This is a genomic window from Desulforamulus aeronauticus DSM 10349 (genome assembly GCF_900142375.1).
Classification (GTDB): Bacteria; Bacillota; Desulfotomaculia; order Desulfotomaculales; family Desulfotomaculaceae; genus Desulfotomaculum; species Desulfotomaculum aeronauticum.
Genome location: NZ_FRAR01000053.1, coordinates 1 through 2,598, shown reverse-complemented (window position 1 = coordinate 2,598; position 2,598 = coordinate 1). Strand labels below are relative to the sequence as shown.

2 protein-coding genes are annotated in these 2,598 nt (G+C 42.0%); both read left to right on the top strand.

The window, feature by feature from the left end; genetic code table 11:
- Positions 1-219 precede the first annotated feature (219 nt).
- Positions 220-1,689 carry an IS21 family transposase gene (gene istA, locus BUA78_RS19585; RefSeq protein WP_238456892.1) on the top strand — a complete coding sequence of 490 codons (1,470 nt, stop codon included), beginning with the start codon at positions 220-222 and terminating at the stop codon, positions 1,687-1,689.
- Positions 1,686-2,462 carry an IS21-like element helper ATPase IstB gene (gene istB / locus BUA78_RS19580; RefSeq protein WP_238456891.1) on the top strand — a complete coding sequence of 259 codons (777 nt, stop codon included), beginning with the start codon at positions 1,686-1,688 and terminating at the stop codon, positions 2,460-2,462. The genes istA and istB overlap by 4 nt, the downstream gene beginning before the upstream one ends.
- Positions 2,463-2,598: the final 136 nt, after the last annotated feature.

Here is a 2,598-nt window from a genome sequence, read left to right as displayed (position 1 = left end):
AGGGTAGCCATGATACACAACCACCCCAGCCAACGCAAGGGACAGGCTATGAAAACAAAGTGGAACAATGAATTCTTCTCAAGAATTGGCCTTATAGTGGTGCTAACATAAAAGTTGACCACTTTAGTGGTCAGTGACAATAAAAAAATTGACCACCTGGAGAGCCCATTCCTGTATGATTGAAGTTGCTGAGGCTACACTCGTACAGGAGGAAAGGACATGCTCCAAATGGTCGATATTGAGTATATCAGAAAAAAGCATTTTATTGAAGGTTGGTCTATTCGAAAGATCAGCCGTAATCTAGATATTGCACGACAAACTGTTCGCAAAGCCCTTCAAAGCTCTGAAACACCTAAATATAACCTATCTAAAGCGAAATCCTGTCCCGTAATGGATCCATATAAAGATATTATCCGAGAATGGTTAGAATTTGATAAAACCCAACCTAAAAAGCAACGTCACACTGCCCGCCGTATCTTTAACCGTCTCTGTGATGAATATGATTTCACTGGAAGTGAATCGTCGGTAAGGAGCTTTGTACGACAGGTGAAAGACATCATTAAGGAGGCTTTTGTTCCCCTGAGTGCCGATTGGGGAGAACAAGCCCAGGTAGACTGGGGTAGAGCAAAGGTATATATTGATGGCCAACTAACGGAGGTTTCTCTATTTTGCCTTAGACTTAAAGCAAGTTTAGTTCCCTTTGTATGGGCTTCGCCTACCGAGAAATTAGAAGCATTTTTAGAAGGGCATAAACTTGCTTTCGAATGGTTGGGTGGTGTTCCTGCTAATCTTGTTTACGATAACCCGAAGACAGCCGTAACTAAAATCCTCAAAGGGCCTTATCGTGAAGAACACACCCAATTCTCCAGTTTGAGAGCCCACTATCTTTTTGATAGCGAGTTTTGTAACCCCGCCAGTGGTCATGAAAAGGGAACTGTAGAGAATCTGGTTAAGTATGTACGGTCAAACACGATGGTGCCAGTACCACAGATTAAATCTCTAGATGAATTAAATCAGAAATTACTGGACTGGTGTGAAAGACAAAGGCAACTTCGCAGCAAGGAATGGGAGCTGGAACATCAAGAATTGAGGTTATTACCATCTGCCCCATTCAAATGTTCAAGAACTCACGTTGCTACAGCAAATAGGCTACTTTTATTCCAGTTTGATCGTAACTACTACTCAGTTCCCGTAGAATGCGGGCATAAAAGCCTTCGGGTAGAAGCATTTGTTGATCGAATAGAGGTCTATGATCAAACTAAACTGGTTACCGTTCATTCACGTTCATACAACCGTGGTGAAAAAATCATGAAACTGGAACACTACCTACCTGTGATAGCAAGAAAACCACGGGCTGCAAAGAACGCTTTGGTAGTAAGAAAGTTGCCAGAGGTATACCAAAAACTAAGGGTTATGTTATGCCAGCGTAATCCCGAAGGTTACAGAGAATACGCTAAAATTCTTCTCCTAAACATGGAGTTTCATTTTGAAGATGTGCTACTGGCCCTAGAAGAAAGTTTTAAATCTGGGTACATAGGTCTTGAATATATCCGGCAATTGCTAATTTCAAAGGGATTAAAGGCTACTACCCAAACCCAAGGGCTAGCCCCCTCCAAACTCCCTAATCTGGACATCCCTGTGGACAATCCATCCAAGTTTAATTATCTAATAGGGGGTGTTCCAGCGTGAGTGAATCAATGGATCCGCGGGAAGCTATGGTGGATATATACTGCAAACAACTTAAACTTCCAGGGTTAAAAGTCTCTTTTCGAGAATTAGCCCGGGATGCCATGACTCAGAACCAAACCCCAACTTCCTTTTTGGCTGCTTGTCTTGCAAAGGAAGTTGAACTGCGGGCTCAAAAACGATTAACTACAAGAGTAAATCAAGCAAGGTTTAGCGAAATTAAGACCCTGGAAAGCTTTGAGTTTACAAGCATACCCAAGCTCCCTAGAACAAAAATTGTTTCTCTGGCAGAATGCACATTCATAAAAGATCGGGAAAATATTATTTGCGTGGGGCAGTCTGGAACAGGTAAAACACATATCGCAACCGCAATTGGAGTTTCCGCTGTACAACAAGGTTACAGGGTTAGATTTATTAAGGTTTATGATTTAATTCAAGAACTATTGAGAGCCGAGAGCGATTACAGACTCCCTCGGTATCTTAAAACCTGGAGTAAGTATGATCTAATTATCCTAGATGAGCTTGGCTACATAAACTTGGGTACGGGTAGCCCGTTGCTTTTTCAGTTTTGTTCAGAACGTTATGAGAGAGGCAGTCTTATCATAACTACCAATCTTGACTTCTCTCGCTGGGGGGAGGTGTTTGGGGATAATGTCTTAACAGTCGCCCTTCTAGATCGGTTAACCCACCATGCTCATGTAATCCCGTTTTTAGGAGAGTCATACCGGTTTAAGGAGAGTCGAGATAAACTAGACACGAAAACAGATGATAAATGATAACCGCCTCTGGGTGGTCAACTTTTTAATTGACATTACTAGCCTTATCCCATCCTACTGGCTCTATTACAGTAAGCAATTCGGCTACACGATTGGACAGTATATAGAACTCCAGAGGGAAAAGCAAAAGAAACAT